Below are 16,645 nucleotides of genomic sequence, written 5' to 3'. Positions count from 1 at the left end.
TCGAATACAATCGAATCCGCATTCATTCTTCCATTGGTTACTTAACCCCGCATTTATGCGAAAAGAGGTACTACGAGCAGCAGCAGGCCGCATAAGTTTGTGTCTACTTTCTTGACAGAACTCCAAATCGGACGCCGAAAGGTGCTGCAGTTGTAGAAAGTGAAACTACAGTACCAAATCGAGCGCCGAAAGGTGCTACAGTTGCGGAAAGTGAAACTACAGTACCGAATCAAGCACCGGAAGGTGCTGCAGTTACAGAAAGTGAAACTACAGTACCGAATCAAGCACCGGAAGGTGCTGCAGTTACAGAAAGTGAAACTACACTTCAAACCCCTCGCCAATAGCGGCACACAGATTAGATTGGAATCGCAGCCTTAGGCGAAGTCCAGTTCCGCACAACACCTCCTTCTATTCCGTTAAATTTCCCTTTCTACAATAGAAAAAGACCGAATTAGCAACTCGATATATTCATTTTCACTACATATATGTAATAATATATAACATATAGACACGAAAAAGTGCATAGCGCACAAAGAAAACCGCATCAATTTATTTTTTAACCCAATTTAATGTTATATTAATTGACTCATAACTAACACAAAAAGTATAGTTGAGGTACGTCATTGGTCACGACCATAGATGAAAAATAGGGAGTCGGGGTGGAACGGTATGAAATTTAATAGTAAAAGAACGCAAATGGGATTCATCATATTACTATCATTGGTGTTCGTACTTTCGGGTTGCGGCAGCAATAACTCGAATACGACAAACAAAGGCGCGGATGCCTCCGGATCTTCCACGACGACACCGGCAACAACGAATACAGCAGAAGCTGTTGCGGTCAAAGAAATGCCGCGCGTCGCTTTCGTCTATATTGGACCTCCTGGTGATGGCGGATGGACGTTCGAGCATGACAAAGGACGTATTTACTTAGAAGAAGAGCTTGGCGTTAAAGCTGACACTGTAGAAAATGTGCCTGAAAGCGCCGATGCAGAGAGAGTGATCACTGAGCTGGCGCAAAATCATGACATTATCTTTACAACAAGCTTCGGATATATGGATTACACCTTAAATGTCGCCAAAAAATATCCGGATGTTGTATTCATTCACTGTGCCGGTTACAAAGTGAACGACAACATGAGCACCTATTTCGGTAAAAACTTTGAAGCGAGTTATCTGAGCGGTATTGCTGCAGGTAAAATGACGAAGAAAAACCTAATTGGTTATATCGGCGCTTTCCCGATTCCAGAAGTCATTTATAACATCAACGCCTTTACACTAGGAATTCAAAGCGTTAATCCAGATGCGAAGGTCAGCGTGGTCTGGTCCAACACTTGGTTCGATCCTACGGTTGAACGTCAAGCTGCGGTTAGTCTCCTCGACAAAGGCGCTGATGTACTCCTCGCTTACCAAGATTCGCCTGCTGCCATTCAAGCCGCTGCGGAACGCGGAGCGATGGCCGGCGGGAATGATTCGGACATGAGCCGATTCGCACCTGAAGCTTACCTGACGAATCCGACATGGAACTGGGGACCTTATTACGTCAAGGTTGTCAAAGCGGTTCAGGACGGCACGTGGAAAAGCGAGCAGTATCTAGGTTCTATGGCTGACGAAATGGTTGGCTTGGCTCCTCTTGGCGTTAGCATTCCAGATGACGTTAAAGCAATGGTTGAAGAGAAGAAACAGGATATTATCGCAGGTAATTTCGAGGTGTTCAAAGGTCCGATTATAGATCAATCGGGCGCAGTAAAGCTCGAGGAAGGAAAGTCGCTGACCATTGATGAAATTCTGGTTATGAACTGGTTCGTTGAAGGTGTTGACGGAAAGATCCCGCAATAAACGATTAGTCACGTAAGCCAGGTCAACGAATTCTTTGAAAGGGATTCGTTGACCTATCGGCCTATGTCGATAGTGGTGGGAAATGGAGGTATGGGTGATGAGTGAGCGCTATTCGATTGAAATGAGCCAAATCGTTAAACAATTCGGATCCGTTACCGCCAATGACTATGTTGATTTTCAAGCAAAATCGGGAGAAATTCATGCCTTGCTCGGCGAGAACGGCGCTGGTAAAAGTACGATGATGTGTATGCTGTCCGGGGTTTACAGGCCGACAAGCGGAGAAATTCTAATCCATGGCCAAAGGGCACGGATCAGGTCACCCAAAGACGCTATGAAGCTAGGCGTCGGAATGGTTTTCCAAAACTTCCGCCTCGTCCAAACGTTAACGGCAGCGGAAAACATCGTGCTTGGTGAAAAATCCGCCTTCTGGCGGGGCCCCAAATGGATGAAAGCTAAACAAAAGGAAATCGAAGCGATATCCCAACGTTTCGGTCTCTCTTTTCCCGTCGATCGGCCCATCTGGGAGTTGTCCGTTGGGGAACAGCAAAGGGTTGAAATTGTAAAGACGTTATATCGCGGTGCGGATCTAATCATACTTGATGAGCCAACCTCGGTTCTGACGCCAGGGGAAGTCGATCAATTGTTCGGGACGCTGGGTGCCATGAAAGCGGAAGGAAAGACGGTCATCCTGACCACACATAAGCTTAAAGAAGTCATGTCCGTATCGGACCGTATTTCCGTCATGCGCAAAGGCAAGATGATCGGAACAATGGATAGAGAGGATACCAATGAACGTGAGCTTGCGCGGCTGATGGTGGGCAAGGACATTGTTTCAAACCTCTCATTCAAGAGCGGAACGAAGGGGAAGATGGTGTTGTCGGTTCAACATCTGGACGTTGTTGCGGAGCAAGGCAGAAAGGCACTCAAAAATCTCAGTCTACAGGTCTATGAAGGAGAAATTGTAGGTGTTGCCGGTGTTGCCGGTAACGGGCAGAAGGAACTGGCAGAGGTGCTGACTGGGCTGATGGCGTGGAAACGCGGGAGCATCCACTTTGACGGAAAGGATATCAAGACCGCATCGGTAAGAGCTGCCATTGAAGCAGGAATATCACACGTTCCGGAAAATCGGATGAAAAGCGGGCTTGCCGGAAGTCTAGGTATCGTTGATAATCTGTTGTTTAAGTCATACAGAAGCGGAGAGAGGTCCAAATTCGGTTTTCTGAGAACGGCGAGCAATAGGGAGTGGTCCCAAAAGCTCGTGCAGCAATTCGATGTCAGAACACCGAATTTGGATACGCCTGTCCAGCAATTGTCCGGAGGCAATCAGCAGAAGCTCCTATTCGCAAGAGAAATTCAGCAGAATCCGAAGCTTATGGTGGCCGTGCATCCTACGCAGGGACTTGATGTGGGTGCAACGGAAGGCGTACACAAGCTATTAACGGAACTACGGGATATTGGACGAAGCGTATTGCTTATTTCTGAGGACTTGGATGAAATCATGCAGCTTTCTAATCGTATTCTAGTCATTTATAACGGTTCTATTGTCTTGGAAGTGACTAGAGATGAAGCCAACCGTGAGCGAATCGGCATGTTTATGGCGGGCTTGAACGATGCGGAGGAGGAAGCGGTATGAGTAAACAACCGGCTGGAGCTATAACGAATGACGGACATCTGACAGCCGGAACAAAGCGGTTTCCTTACCGATTTGAATTCGATGCTACTAGACAGGGAAGCCCTTGGTGGATGACGATCGTATCCATCCTGTTAGCGCTTCTGTTTTGCGGGATATTCATCGCCGCGAACGGTATGAACCCGGTAACGGTTTATATGAAAATGATGAAGGGAGCATTCGGCTCTGAATACGGCCTGTCGGAGACGCTTGTGAAGTCAATACCGCTTTTATTGTGCGGGCTTGGCGTATCTATCGCGTATCGGATATCCGTTTGGAATATCGGAGCGGAGGGACAGTTCGTCGCCGGTGCGATGGCGGCTACGGCGGTTACGATTTATTTTCCGGGCTTGCCCGCTTACTTATCCATACCAACCATGATTGTATTCAGCATTGCGGCCGGAGGAATTTGGGGGCTGCTAACAGCCATTCCGAGAACCTATTTCCAGGTGAACGAGCTGATCACATCACTGATGTTAAATTATGTTGCGCTGCTTGCTCTCGACTATGTTGTGTTCGGACCATGGAAGGATCCTAAAGGCCTAAATTTTCCCGGAAGCCCGATGTTTACGGAAGCGCAATCGCTCCCTGTACTCGGAGATACCCGTCTTCATCTTGGCCTAGTCTTTGGATTGATTGCCATTGCCTTGTATGCCTTGATGATCCGTTATACGAAATGGGGCTACGAGCTGCGTTTGATCGGCGCGAATCCGGAAGCGGCCAAAAATGCAGGTATCCGTATCTCGAGCCACATTCTAATCGTCATGGTTATCAGCGGAGGCTTAGCCGGGCTTGCGGGAATGAGCGAGGTATCAGGTGTCGCGCATAGGTTAATGTATGGCATCTCGCCCGGTTATGGATATACGGCGATTATTGTGGCTTGGCTGGCAAGACTTAACCCCATCGGTCTTATTATTTCATCATTTCTATTCGGCGGACTAATTGTTGGAGGTTATAGTGTGCAGACCATCGGACTGCCATCGTCCACCTCTTCCATGCTCCAGGGAGCGATCCTGTTCTTCTTGATCGCAGGAGGTACGGCAAGTAAAATCCGATTGCGGAAGAACAGTTGAGAGGAGCGGGCAGGAAATGGATATATTCGTACAGCTACTGATAGCAGCCATCTCTTCCGGAACTCCTTTGCTGTTCGCAACGCTCGGCGGAATTCTGATTGAGCGAAGCGGCATTATTCAGCTTGGGGTTGAGGGTCTCATGCTGATGGGTGCAGTCATTGCTTGCTTAACCTATTTGAATACAGGCAGCCTTATTCTGACCTTACTTGCAGTTTTTGCCGTCAGCACGATATTGGGACTAGTTCACGCCTTCCTAACGGTGACGCTTCGAACAAATCAAATTGTCAGCGGATTAGCCTTAACATTGTTCGGAGCAGGACTAAGCGCGTACCTGGGTAAGAAGGTTAGCGGGATTCCCGTTCCCGGTTCTGTACCGAAATTACATTTCACATGGTTAGAGCCCATCCCCGTAATCGGCGAGGTGTTCGGACGTCTTGATCTGCTGACTTGGATCAGCTTCCTGCTTGTTATCGCCATGCATCTATTCATTCATCGGACATCTTGGGGCTTGCACCTGCGCGCTATCGGAGACAATCCGGCTACAGCTGACGTAATGGGGATCCGCGTTCAAGCCTTTCGTTATGGCTATATCATTATCGGCTCTATGTTGATTGGTTTAGCAGGCGCGAATTTGCTGCTTGTCTTCTCTCCCACATGGATAGAAGGGATGACGGCAGGGCGAGGATGGATCGCCGTCGCTTTAATTATTTTTGCCAGATGGAACCCTGTTCGCGCCTTGTTCTGCGCTTATTTCTTCGGTGTGCTTGATACGCTGGGTTTCCGTATTCAATTGATAGGGAGCGAAATTCCACCTTATTTCCTGAAAATGATTCCTTATGTCGTTACGATTCTCGTCCTCATGTTACTCGGCTGGCGTAACCGCAACAAGCCTTCCGGCGCACCGGAAGCACTCGGCGTCCCTTATATCCGCGAGCAACGTTTCTAACTGGCAAGTCATAACTCGGAGGGAGGATGAAGACATGCACACCGGAGAAGCTCTTCAATGCCCCGTCGTCTGGCATCCTCTTGATGCTGCAGAAGCTTTGAAATTGAAGCAATCATTGGGACAAAACAGTGTTTACATCTCTGGGGGGACGCTGCTTCGCACTCAGTGGGAAGCAGGGATTGCTGCAATGCCTCTGCATTTGATCGATTTGAGCGGCATATCGGGAACGTCTGGCGTAACTGTTCAAAAGGAAGAGATGATCATTGGGGCGCAAACACTTCTATCAACCATCCGGTACGATTCCAATATTGCGACTTTTTTTCCCCTGCTTGCAGATGCCGTTCGTCAGATCGCTGCACCTTCTATTCGCAACCAAGCGTCCATCGGGGGAAATATCGTCTCTGTAGTAGGAGACGCGATACCCGCTCTGCTCGTTTATGGGGCTGAATTGATCTGGCAGGATGGCTTAGAAACGGAAACGATTGAACTCAAGAGCTGGATGCTTCAGCCTGAGGTTTATCAGAGTGATCCTAGCCGGTTGCTTTTGCATATTCGTTTGCCCTTAGAATCCCAGAATACGAATACTAAGCGCTTCAGCGCTTACCATAAAGTCGGCCGGCGGGAGGTTTTCACGCCTTCTGTCGTTACAGTCGCCTTATCCGGCAGCATCGACGAACATGGCATGTTATCGGATGTCCGTATTGCAGCGGGAGGGGGTCAAACGCCGCCTCACCGCCTGAGCCATTCAGAGGATTTATTGGAGGGGAATATTGCCGATCAGGAACTGCTGACAAAATTATATGAATCCATAATCAAAGAGTTTGAACCAATTGGAGACTTATTTGCGGGAGTCGCTTATCGAAAGCAGATCGCAGCTAATCTGATTGTAACAGAGCTATGGAAGCTCGCAGCCGAATGGGAAGGAAAGGAGTGATCGGCATGCTTCTAGATAAACGTTCCAGTGGAGAAAGATGGCGCGTACGGGCGGATGGTCCAGACAAAGTCACCGGAAAGCTTGCTTATCTAACGGATATGACGGCTCCCGGTATGCTGATCGGCCTCGTTCTTCGCAGCCCTCATCCACATGCCCTGATCAAGGCCATCCGCACGGAAGCCGCGAAGGAATTGACCGGCGTTCATGCAGTCCTAACCCATGAAGACGTACCGGGATTAAACGCCTTCGGAATTGCGCGGCAGGATCAACCCGTTTTCTGCTTCGATAGGGTTCGGTATATTGGCGATGCCGTTGCCGCCGTAGCAGCAGAGACCTTGGAGCTTGCAGAACTTGCGCTGACGCTTATTGAGGTCGATTACGAGATTCAGCCGGTGTTAGACAGTCCGGAGAAGGCACTTGCGGCAAGTGCCCCTTACTTACATCCGGAGGGGAATGAACTGCATCGCGCGGAATTTAAAAAGGGCGACGCAGAGACAGGTTTCGCAGAGTGCTTGCATATCGTTGAAGAGACATACGTGACACCGAGGCAAATGCATACCTATATGGAAACAGAAGGCGGTCTATTCGTCACCTCTGCGGAAGGTCGACTTACCGTGTATTCACCCACACAGCATGGTTTTATGGATCGGCTGCAGCTTTCACGTATCCTCAATTGCCCGCAGGAGCAAATTCGCGTTGTCTCAAGTCCTATCGGAGGTTCCTTCGGAGGAAAGGATGAGTTGAATGTACAGCCCTATGGCGCGCTTCTTGCTCTTGCGACGGGTCGGCCGGTGAAAATCCACAACTCACGAAAGGAATCGGTGCGAGTGGGTCTGAAGCGTCATCCTATGACGCTCTGGATGCGCACAGGAGTGAATGCAGAAGGTCGGATCGTGGCTCATCAGGCGAGGATAACCGCGGACACTGGTGCATATGCGACATTGGGCGCGGAGGTTCTGAATTTCACCACGGAGCATGTCATTGGCCCTTATCGATATGACAATATTGATGTGGAAAGCGTATCGGCTTATACGAACAACGGGATGTCCGGTGAGTTTCGCGGCTTTGGCGGGAATCAAGCTCTCTTTGCATTGGAGGGACAGATGGATCGTTTGGCAGAGAAATTGGGTATAGATCCATGGCAATTCCGCAGGAAGAACATGCGAAATCCAGGTGATCTTGGTCCCGTAGGACAGAAGATTGCAAGAACAGACGGAGCTAAGCAGGTGTGGGAAGCACTCGCTTCAAGTCCCCTATGGCTGGAAAAGCAAAGCCGATCCAACTCGATTTCGCAGATGCCATGGGTGAAGGCCGGCATCGGTGCCGCATTAATTATGCATGGCGCCGGACTTGGCGTCGGCATCCCGGACACGGCGGGAGGCCGACTCAAGCTAGCGCCTGACGGCAAAATCGAAGCTATATTCGGCTATGAGGAATTCGGCCAAGGCTTGATCGCTACGCTTGAATTGATGTTAATAGAACAATTCGGTTTTGCTGCGGATGATTTGCGAATCATCATTGGCGATACGGACATTGTCCCCGACAGCGGTTCAAGTACAGCGTCGCGGGCAACAAGCATGATGTGGAAATCGCTGCAAAACATGCGCTTGCCGTTTATGACCAAAATGCTGGAAGCAGCAGGGCAGTTTCTGAGAAGATCGCCGGCTGAACTGCTGCTGGGATACGGCGGCATCTATAGTCGGAATGGTGAAAGACGGCTCATTACTTATGCAAGTCTTGCATCGGCTGCCGAAGAACCGATTAAATGCGAAACGAGCTTTCAATTTCCTGCCTCTCCGACAAACCGGGTGGGCGCGCACTTCATTTATACGTATTCAGCCGTAGCCGTCAAAGTCGAGGTTAATACATTAACAGGGAGAGTTCGCCTGACCGATCAATTCCACACGGTGGCGGCAGGACCGGTCATGAACCCGCAGGGCTTTCTTGGTCAAATCGAAGGCGGCAGCAGCATGGCATTAGGTTATGCGTTAACGGAAGAAGCGTTGATGGATAAGGGACAATATGTAACGAAAAACATGGATACGTATCTGATCCCGACGATCGTTGAGCTAAGAGGCAACGTACAGGTGCTCCCAATCGAAGAACTGCCGGAGGGCGACAATTATGGTCCGCGAGGAGTCGGTGAAATCGGTTCGGTCGGTCTTGCGCCAGCCATCGCTGAAGCCGTCTATGCGGCTGTCGGCAAACGGGTGAAGCAGCTGCCGATCGATCCGCAGCTGCTTCTAGAGAAGCCTGCTTTTATCGGAAAGGCGGTGTTTTCCTGATGATAGACAAAGGGTTAGCGACTTCAACCTACGATCAACAGATATCGTTTAGCTTAAATGGCTCAAGTCAGAGCTTACGTGCTCCCGCATCGAAACGGTTGCTGTCTGTCCTGCGCAACGATCTGCTGCTCACAGGCACGAAACGTTCTTGCGAAATCGGGCGATGCGGCGCATGTATCGTACTGATGGACGGCAAGCCGGTGAATTCCTGTCTGACGATGATGTATCAAGTGGAAGGGAAAGAAGTCACCACGATTGAAGGGCTGGCGGAAACGACGGCAGTTATGCATCCAGTGCAGCAAGCTTTCCTAGAGGAAGGAGGATACCAATGCGGTTACTGTACGCCGGGCATGATTCTCTCCGTTACAGCGTTGCTTGATGAATTTCCAGAACCTACGAGTGAACAAGTGGAGGAAGCCTTGTCAGGCAACCTCTGCAGATGTACGGGCTACGGCGGAATCCTGCGTGCCGTGATGCGAGCAATAGAGATGGGGAGGGATGCGAATGGCAGAGCATGAGCGGCATCTCTATTATTTACGTCGTTGCGTGGAGGTCTCAAGACTTGCGAGGGAAGCCGGCAATACTCCGTTTGGCAGTATTCTGGTGGCCGAATCAGGGACGATTTTGTTGGAACAGGGCAATATCGAGATTACGGAATCGAACTGTACGGGACATGCGGAAACGACTTTAATGGCAGCTGCATCTAAGCAATTTTCCAAGGAAAAGCTTAATACCTGTACTCTCTACACAACGGCCGAGCCCTGTGCGATGTGTTCAGGCTCCATCTATTGGGGAAATGTAGGACGTGTAGTATACGGTATCTCCGAGAAGAGACTGGCTGAATTAACGGGAGACGATGAGCAGAATCTTACGTTGGATTTACCATGCAGGTCGGTTTTTGCAGCAGGAAGGAAGAAGGTAATCGTCATCGGACCATTCCAAGAGCTGGAGCAGGAAGTGGTGTCGGTACATGAGGGGTATTGGATATGAGAATAACGCTAAGCAGATTAAATGAAATGGACAGGGCTTCCTTTACGGGTGAACTTGGAACTATATTCGAGCATTCACCTTGGGTAGCCGAGCAAGTTTGGGAGCATAAACCGTTTCAGTCGGTTGAAACTCTTCTTAATGAGATGATGAGTGTCGTCCTGGATGCATCCGAGGATCATATCGTCGGCCTTCTGCATGCACACCCGGATTTAGGTACCCGGATCAAGCTTGGCCATTATTCTGCGGAGGAGCAGCGGAGTGTCGGGCTGGATAGTCTGACACCAGAGGAGTATGAGACCTTCTCTGTATTGAATCAAACTTATGTTGATAGATTTGGATTCCCATTCATTCTAGCGGTACGCGGTAAAACGAAAGCAGATGTATTAGAAGCCATGACGGCGAGAAGCGGAAATACGAAGACAGCGGAACGTCAGGAAGCTTTGGAGCAAATCCGGCGTATTGCCGGGATGAGGCTTACCGATATCATTGAAGATTAATCTGGAGGAGGACTTAAGTTATGAAAATCAGCAGCGGTCGTACATTGTATTACGGAAAAGGAGACGTGCTCGCTTACCGTTCCTACGCGAAGCCACTGACCGTAGCTAGTCTGCCGGAATCGCAGTATGTCGGTGAAGGCAACGTGATTTTTGCACATAACATTAAATTTTCCGTCAGCGGAGACTCTCTGCTTCCTTCCTTTACTGAAGGGGATAACTCGCTGGTTGTGGCTACAGATTCGATGAAAAACTTCATTTTACGCCATACTGCCGACTATAAAGGGAGTACGACCGAAGGTTTGTTATCTTATATCAGCGAACTTTTTTTCGAAAAATATGACCACATCTCAGCAATCGAGATCGAAGCGGATAGAATTCCATTCCTTACGCTGCAGGTACCCGGACAAGACGGCTTTCAAGAAAGTCATCTCGTTTACCGCCGCTCCCACAACGACCACGCTAGTGCTTCTTTGAAAACGATAAGAGACGATAATGGGCCGCGTATCATTAATCATCGCAGCGTTCTATCCGATCTGCAGCTGATTAAAGTAAGCGGAAGCTCTTTCTACGGCTTCATTCGCGACGAATATACGACGTTGCCGGAGAGCCATGACCGGCCGCTCTTCATTTATTTGGATATTTACTGGACTTACACCGATCCCATTGATGGAATTAATGGCGATGCCGGACGTTATGTCCCGGCTGAACAGATCCGCGATATCGCACACAGCGTATTTCATCAATATACAACACCGTCGATACAATATTTAATCTACCAAATCGGATTGCGAATACTAGAGCGGTTTCCGCAGCTGGCGGAAATCGGCTTCGAGTCCAATAACCGAACTTGGGAAATGATCGTCGAAGCAGAAGAAGGCTCTTATGCTGGTGTTTATACCGAACCTCGCCCTCCATACGGATTTCAAGGTTTTACAATGAATAGAGATGACCTTTAGAGAATGGGGAGATCTGCATGATTGGAAGATTGACGACACATGTACTTGACCTGTCTGAAGGAAAACCGGCCGCCGGCATGCGTGTTCAACTGTTTTCTCTCCCGGAGGAAGGATCTGCAACGCTGCTTAAGGATTCCTTGACGAATCATGACGGCAGGCTGGAGCAGGCTCTACTTGAGGGAGAGGCTCTTAAAGCGGGAGTATACGAGCTTGTTTTCTGGGCAGGAGAGTACTTTGCTTTAGGAGTAGAGAATGATTTCCGAGATAGAGTGGATGCCTTTCTTGGCCTAATACCCGTCAGGTTTAAGGTGACAGATCCCTCTGCAAACTATCATGTTCCATTGCTCGCCGCACCCGGAGGTTACAGTACGTACCGGGGAAGTTAGGCTAACTAGAGAAAGGGGAAATTCGTGATGAGAATGGACACCGATTACGCTTCCTCCGTAACAGAGCTTTTAGCGAAGCTCGCAACCTATGGCGCGGAGAAAAAAGGCGGAGTAACCAGGCTGCTATACACTGAAGCATGGTCTCAAGCCCAGATCTTTCTGGCGGATAAAATGGCGGAAGCTGATCTCGAAGTGCGTTACGATAGCGTAGGAAATCTCTTCGGCCGTTTTCAGGGGAAATCCCCCGAGGCGAAAGTCATTCTATGCGGATCACATATCGATACGGTACGTTCTGCCGGTAAATATGATGGCGCATATGGTATAGCCGCAGCATTAACGGCAGTAAGATTCCTGAAAGAAAGTTATGGGACGCCTAAACGTCACATTGAGGTCGTTTCCTTCTGCGAGGAAGAAGGGAGCCGGTTTCCTCTGGCCTATTGGGGCTCGGGTAATGTCGTTGGTTTTCATAAGCCGGAGCTTGCAGAATCGTTAACGGATTCGCAGGATATTAGCCTTAAGCAAGCCATGGAGGACGCCGGCTTCGGTAAAGCTGATCAGCCGGATCCGTTCCGTAAGGATTTATATGCTTTTATAGAGGTTCATATTGAACAGGGAATCACTCTGGAGCGAACGGGTGACCGGATCGGCATCGTCGACACGATTGCCGGACAGCGCCGCTACGTCGTAACTGTTAATGGGGAAACGAATCATGCCGGTACGACTCCGATGGCCATGCGTAAAGATGCGCTGGCAGCGTCCGCAGAAATGATTCATACGCTTGAGAAAGTTGCTGTAAGGGCGGGGGAGCCTCTAGTCGCTACAGTGGGAAGCATGAAGATTCAATCCAATATCCCGAATGTAATCTCCGGATCGGTAGAATTTACATTGGATATCCGTCATATTTCGGAAACGTTGCTTAACGGCTTTTGCGATGCCGTACTCGGCATGTTTCAAGTCATCGCAGAGCGGCGTGATGTTGAAATTGATATTGTAACGGCATTACGTTCAAGACCAACACCCATGGACATAGTCTTGGCTGGCCGTCTGGAGAGGATTTGCAGCGATCATTCCTTTAGCTACCGAAGGATGATGAGCGGGGCGGGACACGATGCCCAGATGTTTGGATCCGTTTGTCCGACGGCTATGATCTTCGTGCCTAGCAAGGACGGCATAAGCCATTCGCCAGACGAATATACGGCGCCGGAAGATCTGCAAGCGGGAGTTGCGATTTTGGCAGAAATGCTCTACGAACTTGCTTATGAGGAGTAGGATTGTAAAAACAAAATCATCCGACGAATGAAGCTCACAATGGCTTGATTCATCGGATGAATATGTTGGACGAGCAGGTTGGAATATTCAAATTTTCATCGTTGGATGCCATCTTCTTACGCGCCAGTAGAATTATGGGAACGAATTCGATAGACGCATTTTTTCCCGCCGTTGGCTAGACAATCCGTCCGATCAATCTCCGCCTCTAACAAGGATTCAAACAGCTTCAGCTCACAATTACAGGCATGGTTATATTTATTGGCAATTTGCGAAATGGGGCAGTTATATTCGGTAAGAATATATTCCTCGTCGCTGCTCTTTTCCCAGGTTGCCATATATCCATTATCGTTTTGAATTTCCGATAAGACGGCAACTTTAGCCGCCAAATCCTTCCCCTGCATTTTATCCTCATACTTCTTAAATAGAGAATCTTTACGACGGTCAAACAATCGATTGACCATACTCTCACCGGCTTCGCCTTCAAGTTCCGCAAGTAGATCCAAAGCCACAGCAGGATAGCTTTTCGGGAAATGATCCTCAGCTTGCTTAGTCAATCGGTATATGGCTGTAGGTCGGCCCATCGGTTGGCGAATCGTAGTGGATTCAATCATACTGTCACGCAGCAGAGTGGAGATATGGCGACGAATGGCCATGCCCGTAATTCCAATAATATTCGTAATCTCCTTGGCGCTGAGCTCACCTTCGGTTTTTAGCATCTGAACGATTTTTTCGCGAGTTGATAAATCCAATTGATCTTTTATCTTAGCCCACCACCTGATTGTTATTATCGTTTTCTTCACAATCTCTAGAGCAATAGCCGCTGTAGTTCGTTTTGCAATCCTCGCAGCAGAGATGCTGCAGATGGCAGGTATCATCCTCACAGTTGATGTATTGATCTGTCGGTTGTTCACAATGGTGGCATTTACCAACAATAATATGTTCATCCGTTTGATTAATCCTCACGGAAATGCGCTCATCGAACACATAACAATTTCCATCGAAGCCCTTCCCTTGTACCTCGGGATCTTTGCCATAAGTGACGATACCGCCGTCCAATTGATAAACGTCTTTGAAGCCTTGATCACGGAGAACGGCAGTCAGCATTTCACAACGAATACCGCCTGTGCAGTAGGTGAGAATGGTTTTATCTTTGTGCTCTGCAAGGTTTTCCTGAATCCAGGATGGGAATTCACGGAAAGTATCCAAATCTGGCTTGATTGCATTCTGAAAATGACCAAGGTCATATTCATAATCGCTTCGTCCATCTAATATAAGAACGTCATCTCTCTGCATGTACTCATGAAACTGCTTGGGTGCAAGCCTTCCGCCGCCATCGGTATGGGGATTGAGCTTTTTAGAGTATCTCAGTGTAACTAATTCTTTCTTGTAACGCACAAAAAGCTTCTTAAAGGCATGGCCTTCGCTTTCATCTATTTTGAACAGGAGATCAGAGAAGAGGGGATGACTATGCATTTCGGCTATATAACGCTCTGTCTGCTCTAAAGTGCCGGATAATGTGCCGTTTATGCCTTCATCGGCGATTAAAATTCGACCTTTTACTCCAAGCTCCTTACAATATTGGAGGTGTTCTAGCGCAAAGGCTTCAGCATCTGGAATGTCGATATATTTGTAATACAGTAGAATACGGTAGTTGTTCATTTCCTTACAGCACCTTTCAATTTGTATTGGAACAAAGAATGGCGGAAGAAAAAGGATATCCTTCTTCTTCCGCCTAATTGAATGTAGAGCTCAGTTACTCACTTAAAGATATTATAAGCGACAACTGAAACATAATCAATATATCCGTTTACAAAGTCACCCATATCACTTTAACTGATGAGTCTTATAAGATCATTCTAATTGACCCGCTCCACCTGCTGTGATAGGTTCAAAGGAGTAAATAAATATCTGATACGAATACTGGGAATTAATTACATGCATGCTATGCGAGGTGGATATTGTTGGAGCTTCAAGTGACAAACAGTCCTTTTAATCAAGAGCAGGTCGAGCTGCTCAATCGCCTTCTGCCAACGCTGACAGAAGCACAACGGATGTGGCTGAGCGGTTATCTTACAGCTCTTCACGGAGCGGGAGCGGCTGCAACGATTGGTGCTGCGCCGATAGCGACTGTGACAGCGAATGCTGCGGCAGCTTCCAGGGAGGTAACGGTACTATTCGGATCGCAGACAGGAAACAGCCATGGTTTGGCAAAGAAAATGTCGAAGAAGCTAGAAGAGCAAGGCTTTCAAGTCACACTTTCTTCGATGAGCGACTTCAAGCCAAATGGCTTGAAGAAGGTTCAAAACCTGCTTATTCTGGTCAGTACCCACGGAGAAGGAGATGCGCCGGATAACGCCATTTCCTTCTACGAGTTCCTTCATAGCAAAAGAGCGCCTCAATTAGAGGAGCTGCGCTTTTCAGTGCTCGCGCTTGGAGATACGTCGTACGAGTTTTACTGCCAAACGGGCAAGGATTTCGATAAGCGTCTGGAAGAGCTGGGCGCTAAGCGGATCATTTCGCGTGTCGATTGCGACGTTGATTTCGATGAGCCTGCAGCGGAGTGGATGAAGAATGTCTTAGCGTCTTTAGGAGAAACTTCAATAGTCCAAGCAAGCGCAGGCGGAGCCAACCCGATATCCCTGAACGAGGTGGAATCGGAATATTCGAGAACGAACCCTTTTCAAGCCGAGGTTCTAGAGAACCTGAATTTGAATGGCCGCGGATCTGACCGGGAAACGCGCCACATCGAGATATCCCTCGAGGGATCGAAGCTTCAATATGAACCGGGCGACAGCTTAGGCATCTATCCGGAGAACCACCCTCGCCTAGTGGATGATTTAATCGAAGCGATGGGCTGGAATGCGGATGAGCTTGTTACCATTAATAAGATTGGCGATAAGCGGTCCTTGCGCGAGGCACTTCTTCGCCATTATGAGATTACTGTGCTGACAAAGCCACTGCTTACGCAAGCAGCTGAGCTGACTTCGAGTAATGAGCTGAAAGAGCTTCTAGAATCAGGACGCGAACAGGAGCTTAGGGATTATATCGGCGAACGGGATCTATTGGATTTGGTACAGGATTACTCCATTAAGGGTGTGCCTGCCGGAGAATTTGTGTCTATCCTTCGGAAAATACCTGCTCGCCTGTACTCAATCGCTAGCAGCTTGAAGTCGTTTCCGGATGAGGTTCACGTCACAGTGCGCACAGTGCGTTATGAAACCCAAGGCCGAGACAGATATGGCGTCTGCTCCGTACAGCTTGCGGAGAGAATTCAACCGGGTGATTCGTTGCCGGTTTACATTCAACACAACACCAATTTCAAACTTCCCGAGAGCGGAGATACTCCTATCATCATGATAGGACCAGGAACTGGCGTAGCCCCGTTCAGGGCGTTCCTAGGAGAAAGAGAAGAGACCGGGGCAGAAGGCAAAACATGGCTCTTCTACGGTGATCAGCATTTCTCCACAGACTTCCTTTATCAGGTTGAATGGCAGCGTTGGCTCAAGGAGGGTGTCCTGACACGCATGGATGTCGCATTCTCCCGAGATACCGATAAGAAGATTTACGTACAGCACAAAATGCTTGAGAAGAGCCGTGAGCTCTTCCAATGGCTGCAGGAAGGAGCATGCGTTTATGTCTGCGGCGATGAGAAGAAGATGGCACATGACGTTCATGCTGCTCTGGGAACAATCCTCGTACAAGAGGGCGGTCTCAGTCCAGAGGAATCTGTACAATACTTGACCCGAATGCAGCAGGAGAAACGTTATCAGAGGGATGTATATTAATTCATATCCCGAAGAT

Annotated in this window: 15 protein-coding genes; 13 read left to right on the top strand and 2 right to left on the bottom strand. The window is 48.7% G+C overall.

All coding sequences use genetic code 11. From position 1 onward, the window contains the following. The first annotated feature begins 669 nt into the window (after positions 1-669). From ACESLK_RS26940 to allC, 12 genes are all read left to right on the top strand, one after another. The gene (locus ACESLK_RS26940; RefSeq protein WP_373232888.1) at positions 670-1,839 is read left to right on the top strand and encodes a BMP family ABC transporter substrate-binding protein; all 1,170 of its coding nucleotides are present in this window, start codon (positions 670-672) and stop codon (positions 1,837-1,839) included. 97 nt (positions 1,840-1,936) lie between these two features. Then, the gene (locus tag ACESLK_RS26935; protein ID WP_373232887.1) at positions 1,937-3,472 is read left to right on the top strand and encodes an ABC transporter ATP-binding protein; all 1,536 of its coding nucleotides are present in this window, start codon (positions 1,937-1,939) and stop codon (positions 3,470-3,472) included. Continuing rightward, positions 3,469-4,581 (top strand): ABC transporter permease, encoded by a 1,113-nt coding sequence (locus ACESLK_RS26930; RefSeq protein WP_373232886.1) that lies wholly within the window; start codon positions 3,469-3,471, stop codon positions 4,579-4,581. Before ACESLK_RS26935 ends, ACESLK_RS26930 begins: the two co-directional genes overlap by 4 nt. 16 nt (positions 4,582-4,597) lie before the next feature. Continuing rightward, complete coding sequence (locus ACESLK_RS26925; protein WP_373232885.1) at positions 4,598-5,527, top strand: ABC transporter permease; 930 nt, start codon at positions 4,598-4,600, stop codon at positions 5,525-5,527. A gap of 34 nt (positions 5,528-5,561) precedes the next feature. After that, on the top strand, positions 5,562-6,461 hold the full coding sequence (locus ACESLK_RS26920) for an FAD binding domain-containing protein (RefSeq protein ID WP_373232884.1): 900 nt from the start codon (positions 5,562-5,564) through the stop codon (positions 6,459-6,461). Continuing rightward, positions 6,425-8,746 (top strand): xanthine dehydrogenase subunit D, encoded by a 2,322-nt coding sequence (gene pucD, locus ACESLK_RS26915; RefSeq protein WP_373232883.1) that lies wholly within the window; start codon positions 6,425-6,427, stop codon positions 8,744-8,746. Before ACESLK_RS26920 ends, pucD begins: the two co-directional genes overlap by 37 nt. Then, positions 8,746-9,264 (top strand): (2Fe-2S)-binding protein, encoded by a 519-nt coding sequence (locus ACESLK_RS26910; RefSeq protein ID WP_373232882.1) that lies wholly within the window; start codon positions 8,746-8,748, stop codon positions 9,262-9,264. Before pucD ends, ACESLK_RS26910 begins: the two co-directional genes overlap by 1 nt. Further along, positions 9,251-9,736, top strand: a complete 486-nt coding sequence (locus ACESLK_RS26905; protein WP_373232881.1) for a nucleoside deaminase — start codon at positions 9,251-9,253, stop codon at positions 9,734-9,736. The genes ACESLK_RS26910 and ACESLK_RS26905 overlap by 14 nt, the downstream gene beginning before the upstream one ends. Beyond that, positions 9,733-10,233: a 2-oxo-4-hydroxy-4-carboxy-5-ureidoimidazoline decarboxylase gene (uraD, locus tag ACESLK_RS26900; protein WP_373232880.1), complete on the top strand. Its 501-nt coding sequence runs from the start codon at positions 9,733-9,735 to the stop codon at positions 10,231-10,233. The genes ACESLK_RS26905 and uraD overlap by 4 nt, the downstream gene beginning before the upstream one ends. A 20-nt stretch (positions 10,234-10,253) precedes the next feature. Beyond that, positions 10,254-11,189: a factor-independent urate hydroxylase gene (gene pucL, locus ACESLK_RS26895; RefSeq protein WP_373232879.1), complete on the top strand. Its 936-nt coding sequence runs from the start codon at positions 10,254-10,256 to the stop codon at positions 11,187-11,189. Positions 11,190-11,206: 17 nt separating this feature from the next. Then, positions 11,207-11,575, top strand: a complete 369-nt coding sequence (uraH, locus tag ACESLK_RS26890) for a hydroxyisourate hydrolase (protein WP_373232878.1) — start codon at positions 11,207-11,209, stop codon at positions 11,573-11,575. A 27-nt stretch (positions 11,576-11,602) separates the two neighbouring features. Continuing rightward, positions 11,603-12,844: an allantoate deiminase gene (gene allC / locus ACESLK_RS26885; RefSeq protein WP_373232890.1), complete on the top strand. Its 1,242-nt coding sequence runs from the start codon at positions 11,603-11,605 to the stop codon at positions 12,842-12,844. Between the two features lie 116 nt (positions 12,845-12,960). Here allC and ACESLK_RS26880 read toward each other — a convergent pair whose 3' ends face one another. Both ACESLK_RS26880 and trhO read right to left on the bottom strand, forming a co-directional pair. Beyond that, complete coding sequence (locus ACESLK_RS26880; RefSeq protein WP_373232877.1) at positions 12,961-13,644, bottom strand: helix-turn-helix transcriptional regulator; 684 nt, start codon at positions 13,642-13,644, stop codon at positions 12,961-12,963. Further along, positions 13,607-14,503 (bottom strand): oxygen-dependent tRNA uridine(34) hydroxylase TrhO, encoded by an 897-nt coding sequence (trhO, locus tag ACESLK_RS26875; protein WP_373232876.1) that lies wholly within the window; start codon positions 14,501-14,503, stop codon positions 13,607-13,609. The genes ACESLK_RS26880 and trhO overlap by 38 nt, the downstream gene beginning before the upstream one ends. A gap of 302 nt (positions 14,504-14,805) precedes the next feature. Between trhO and ACESLK_RS26870 the strand changes: the two genes are divergently transcribed. Beyond that, complete coding sequence (locus ACESLK_RS26870) at positions 14,806-16,629, top strand: assimilatory sulfite reductase (NADPH) flavoprotein subunit (protein WP_373232875.1); 1,824 nt, start codon at positions 14,806-14,808, stop codon at positions 16,627-16,629. The last annotated feature ends 16 nt before the right edge of the window (positions 16,630-16,645 follow it).

Source organism: Cohnella sp. (assembly GCF_041640265.1).
Lineage (GTDB): Bacteria > Bacillota > Bacilli > Paenibacillales > Paenibacillaceae > Cohnella.
This window is presented reverse-complemented; position numbering and strand designations above follow the sequence as displayed.

Excerpts from the sequence above, each read along its gene's own strand:
- trhO (WP_373232876.1), bottom strand. The coding sequence starts at position 14,503 with ATGAACAACTACCGTATTCTACTGTATTACAAATATATCGACATTCCA.
- ACESLK_RS26910 (WP_373232882.1), top strand. The coding sequence starts at position 8,746 with ATGATAGACAAAGGGTTAGCGACTTCAACCTACGATCAACAGATATCG.
- uraD (WP_373232880.1), top strand. The coding sequence starts at position 9,733 with ATGAGAATAACGCTAAGCAGATTAAATGAAATGGACAGGGCTTCCTTT.
- ACESLK_RS26930 (WP_373232886.1), top strand. The coding sequence starts at position 3,469 with ATGAGTAAACAACCGGCTGGAGCTATAACGAATGACGGACATCTGACA.
- ACESLK_RS26920 (WP_373232884.1), top strand. The coding sequence starts at position 5,562 with ATGCACACCGGAGAAGCTCTTCAATGCCCCGTCGTCTGGCATCCTCTT.
- ACESLK_RS26940 (WP_373232888.1), top strand. The coding sequence starts at position 670 with ATGAAATTTAATAGTAAAAGAACGCAAATGGGATTCATCATATTACTA.
- allC (WP_373232890.1), top strand. The coding sequence starts at position 11,603 with ATGAGAATGGACACCGATTACGCTTCCTCCGTAACAGAGCTTTTAGCG.
- ACESLK_RS26925 (WP_373232885.1), top strand. The coding sequence starts at position 4,598 with ATGGATATATTCGTACAGCTACTGATAGCAGCCATCTCTTCCGGAACT.
- uraH (WP_373232878.1), top strand. The coding sequence starts at position 11,207 with ATGATTGGAAGATTGACGACACATGTACTTGACCTGTCTGAAGGAAAA.
- ACESLK_RS26905 (WP_373232881.1), top strand. The coding sequence starts at position 9,251 with ATGGCAGAGCATGAGCGGCATCTCTATTATTTACGTCGTTGCGTGGAG.
- pucD (WP_373232883.1), top strand. The coding sequence starts at position 6,425 with ATGGAAGCTCGCAGCCGAATGGGAAGGAAAGGAGTGATCGGCATGCTT.
- pucL (WP_373232879.1), top strand. The coding sequence starts at position 10,254 with ATGAAAATCAGCAGCGGTCGTACATTGTATTACGGAAAAGGAGACGTG.
- ACESLK_RS26935 (WP_373232887.1), top strand. The coding sequence starts at position 1,937 with ATGAGTGAGCGCTATTCGATTGAAATGAGCCAAATCGTTAAACAATTC.